Origin of the sequence: Streptomyces sp. NPDC127117, assembly GCF_042677325.1 — a bacterium.
Taxonomy (GTDB): Bacteria; Actinomycetota; Actinomycetes; order Streptomycetales; family Streptomycetaceae; genus Streptomyces.
Genome location: NZ_JBHXTM010000120.1, coordinates 1 through 4,568, shown reverse-complemented (window position 1 = coordinate 4,568; position 4,568 = coordinate 1). Strand labels below are relative to the sequence as shown.

At 72.0% G+C, this 4,568-nt stretch carries 1 protein-coding gene; it reads left to right on the top strand.

Going from position 1 to position 4,568, the window contains the following annotated elements; genetic code table 11:
- The coding region (locus ACFVH0_RS40330) for a type I polyketide synthase (protein WP_385828411.1) at positions 1–4,568 on the top strand (4,568 nt) is incomplete at both ends.

Sequence of the window (4,568 nt, the reverse complement as noted above, 5' to 3'; positions counted from 1 at the left end):
CCGGCCGTCACCGTGGACACCGCCTGCTCCTCGTCCCTCGTCGCGCTGCACTGGGCGATCCAGGCGCTGCGCACGGGTGAGTGCGAGATGGCGCTGGCGGGCGGCGTGACCGTCATGTCGACGCCGACGACCTTCGCCGAGTTCAGCCGTCAGGGCGGTCTCGCCTTCAACGGTCGGTGCAAGTCGTTCTCGGACGATGCAGACGGCACGGGCTGGGGCGAGGGCGTCGGCGTTCTGCTGGTCGAACGGCTCTCGGAGGCCCGGCGCAAGGGGCACCGGGTCCTGGCGGTCGTTTCGGGTTCGGCCGTGAACCAGGACGGTGCGTCCAACGGCCTGACCGCCCCGAACGGCCCGTCGCAGCAACGCGTGATCCGCCAGGCCCTGGCCAACGCCAAGGTCTCCGCCGACCAGGTCGACGTCGTCGAGGCCCACGGCACCGGCACCTCCCTGGGCGACCCGATCGAGGCGCAGGCCCTCCTCGCCACGTACGGGCAGGACCGCCCGGAGGACCGGCCGCTCTGGCTCGGCTCTGTGAAGTCCAACCTCGGTCACACCCAGGCCGCCGCCGGCGTCGCCGGCATCATCAAGATGGTCATGGCCATGCGCCACGGCGTCATGCCGTCCACGCTGCACGTGGACGAACCGTCCACCCACGTCGACTGGTCGGCGGGCGCGGTGGAGTTGTTGGCGGAGGCGCGGGAGTGGCCGGAGGTGGGTGGTCGTCCGCGTCGGGCGGGTGTGTCGTCGTTCGGGATCAGCGGTACGAACGCGCATGTGGTCCTGGAGCAGGCGCAGGAAGAGCCGACGTCGGTGGAGGCGCCGGAGGCCGTGCTGCCGGTGGTGCCGTGGGTGCTGTCTGCCAAGTCGGAACAGGCGTTGGCCGGTCAGGCGGAGCGGTTGCTCGGTCTGGTGGGCGGTGCCACCCCGCTGGATATCGGCTGGGCGCTGGTCTCGACGCGTGCGGCTTTCGAGCACCGTGCGGTGGTGGTGGGTGAGGACCGTGAGGCGTTGCTGCGGGCGGTTGCCGAGGGGCGGTCGGCTGCGGGTGTGGTGCGGGGTGTCGCGGGCTCCGGTCGTTCGGCGTTCCTGTTCTCGGGTCAGGGTTCGCAGCGGGCCGGGATGGGCCGCGAGCTGTACGACACCTACCCCGTGTTCGCGGACGCGTTCGACGCGGTGTGCGCCGAACTCGATCGGCATCTCGATCGGCCGGTCAGGGACGTGGTGTTCGGCGGGTCGGAGCTGATCGACCAGACCGTGTACACGCAGGCCGGGCTGTTCGCGATCGAGGTGGCGCTGTTCCGGCTGCTGGAGCACTGGGGCGTCACCCCCGACTACCTCCTCGGCCACTCCATCGGCGAACTGGCCGCCGCGCACGTCGCGGGTGTGTGGTCGCTGGAGGATGCGGCGGCGTTGGTCGCGGCCCGGGGCCGTCTGATGCAGGCCCTGCCCACGGGTGGGGCGATGGTCGCCATCCAGGCCACGGAGGCGGAGGTGCTGCCGCTGCTCACCGACGGTGTCTCCATCGCCGCCCTGAACGGCCCGGACTCCGTGGTGATTTCGGGTGATGAGGATGCCGTACTCGCGATCGCGTCCGGCTTCGGGAAGACGAAGCGGCTGCGGGTGAGCCACGCGTTCCACTCGTCGCGCATGGAACCCATGCTGGCCGAGTTCAAGACGGTGGCGGAGAACCTGACGTTCCACGCACCGCAGATCCCGATCGTCTCCAACCTGACCGGTGAGATTGCCGGTGAGGAGCTGCTGACGGCCGATTACTGGGTGGACCATGTCCGCCAGGCTGTTCGCTTCCTCGACGGGATGCGCCACCTGGAGTCCCAGGGCGTCACGACGTACGTGGAGCTGGGCCCCGGCGGGGTGCTCTCCGCCATGGGCCAGTCGTGCGTCACCGAGGACGCCGGTTTCGTGCCGGCCCTGCGCAAGGACCGTGCCGAGGCCGAGGCGCTTGTCACCGCTGTCGCGGAGCTGCATGCGCGTGGCGCCGGCGTCGACTGGGCCGCGTACTACGCGAACACCGGCGCCCAGTACGTCGACCTGCCCACCTACGCCTTCCAGCACCAGCACTACTGGCCCGAGCCCCCCGCCGCCCCGGCGGAGGCCAAGGGTGCCGCCGATCCCGTCGACGCGAGTTTCTGGGAGGCTGTCGAGCGGGCGGATGTCGCTCAGCTGCTCGACACCCTCGACGTCGCCGACGGCGACGACGCGACCCAGGCATCGTTGGCGAACGTGCTTCCGCTGCTCTCCGAGTGGCGGCGCGAGCGGCGCAGCCACGCCACGCTGGACGACTGGCAGTACCGGATCACCTGGAAGCCCGTTTCGACCACCGGCCCCGAACTGTCGGGCCACTGGCTCCTGGTCGTTCCGGAGCAGACCGCCGAGGCCCCGTACACGGAAACCGTCGCTGCCGCTCTCGTCGCGCACGGCGCCGAGGTCACCCGTGTGGTTCTGACCGACCGGTCCTCGCTCGCCGTGACCTTCGAAGGTGCACCGGCCGACGGTGTGGTCTCGCTCGTGGACCTGCACGGTACGGCCGTTCTCGTCCAGGCGCTGGCCGACGCGGACGTACGGGCGCCGCTGTGGTGCCTGACCAGGGGAGCCGTCTCCGTCGGAGCGGCCGACCGGATCACCAGCCCCGAGCAGGCCGCGGTCTGGGGCCTCGGTCGGGTCGTCGGCCTCGAACTCCCGCAGCACTGGGGTGGTCTCGTCGACCTCCCGGAGGAACTCGACGACCGCGCCGCCGCCCGCCTCTGCGCGGTGCTGGCGGCCACCGACGACGAGGACCAGCTGGCCGTCCGCGGCTCCGGGGTCTTCGTACGCCGACTGATGCGGGCACCGTTCGCGGAGCCGGCACCGGCCTGGACCCCGCGGGGGACCGTACTCGTCACCGGCGGCACCGGAGCCCTCGGGGGACGGATCTCCCGCTGGCTGGCCGGCAACGGCGCCGAGCACCTCGTACTCACCAGCCGCCGAGGGCCCGACGCCCCCGGCGCGGCCGAACTCCGCGACGAACTCGCAGCCACGGGCGTACGGGTGACCATCGCGGCCTGCGACGTCGCCGACCGCACGGCCCTGCACCGGCTCCTCGACGGACTGCGCGAGGCGGGCGACACGGTCACCGCCGTTCTGCACACCGCGGGCATCGGCCCCACCCGCGCCGTCACCGAACTCACCCCGCCCGAGATCGATGCCGTTCTGGGGGCGAAGGTCCGCGGCGCGGCCCTCCTCGACGCGTACTTCACCGAGGAAACCGAGGACACCGCGTTGGACGCGTTCGTCCTCTTCTCCTCCAGCGCCGGTGTCTGGGGCAGCGCCGGACAGGGTGCCTACGCCGCCGCCAACGCCCGGCTCGACGCGCTCGCCCAGCAGCGCCGCTCGCGCGGCCTGACCGCCACCTCCATCGCCTGGGGTGCCTGGGGCGGTGGCGGCATGGCCGACGGTGAGGCCGGCGAGTTGATGAGCAAGCGCGGCCTGCCCCTGATGGACCCGGACCTGGCCGTGCTCGCCCTGCAGCGCGCGGCGGCCGGCGACGAGCCCTGCGTGGCGATGGCCGACATCGACTGGGACCGGTTCACCCCCCGCTTCACCGCTGCCCGCCCGCAGCCGCTGATCTCCGAGATCCCGGAGGTCCGCAGCCTGCTCGCCGCAGTCGAGCGCGCCCGGGACGGCGAGGCCGAGGCCGGCTCCGCGTTCCTCGGCCGACTGCGGGCCCTCTCCGCGGCCGAACAGCACCAGACCCTGCTCAAGCTGGTACGCGGCGAGGCCGCCGCCGTCCTCGGTCACGCGACCGCCGAAGCCGTGCAGCCGGGCCGGGTGTTCCAGGACCTCGGCTTCGACTCCCTCACGGTGGTCGAGCTGCGCAACCGTCTGAAGGCCGTGACCGGACTGGCGCTGTCGGCGACCCTCGCGTTCGACCACCCGTCGCCCGAGGCCCTCGCGCACCACCTGCGTGCCGGCCTCCTCGGCGACGACCACTCCACGGCCGCCCACGGCACGGCCCGCGACGACGCGGCCGGAGCCGACGACGACCTGATCGCCGTCGTCGGGATGAGCTGCCGTTTCCCCGGCGGCGTGAACAACCCCGAGCAGCTGTGGGACCTGGTCGCCGAGGGCCGCGACGCAGTCGGCGGCTTCCCCGTCGACCGTGGCTGGGACGTGGAGCGGCTCTACGACCCGGAGCGCGGCACACCCAACACCTCGTACACGGATCAGGGCGGATTCCTCTACGAGGCCGGCTACTTCGACCCCGCCCTCTTCGGGATCTCGCCGCGCGAGGCGCTCGGCATGGACCCGCAGCAGCGGTTGCTGCTCGAAACGTCGTGGGAGGCGTTCGAGCGCTCCGGGATCGACCCGGCGTCGGTCCGTGGCAGCCGTACCGGTGTGTTCACCGGCACGAACGGTCAGGACTACGCCACCCTCCTGCTCGGTGTCACCGATGCCGACAGCCTCTCGATGACCAGTAATGCGGCGAGTGTGGTGTCGGGTCGGATCTCGTACACGTTCGGTCTTGAGGGGCCGGCGGTGACGGTGGACACGGCGTGCTCCGCGTCGCTGGT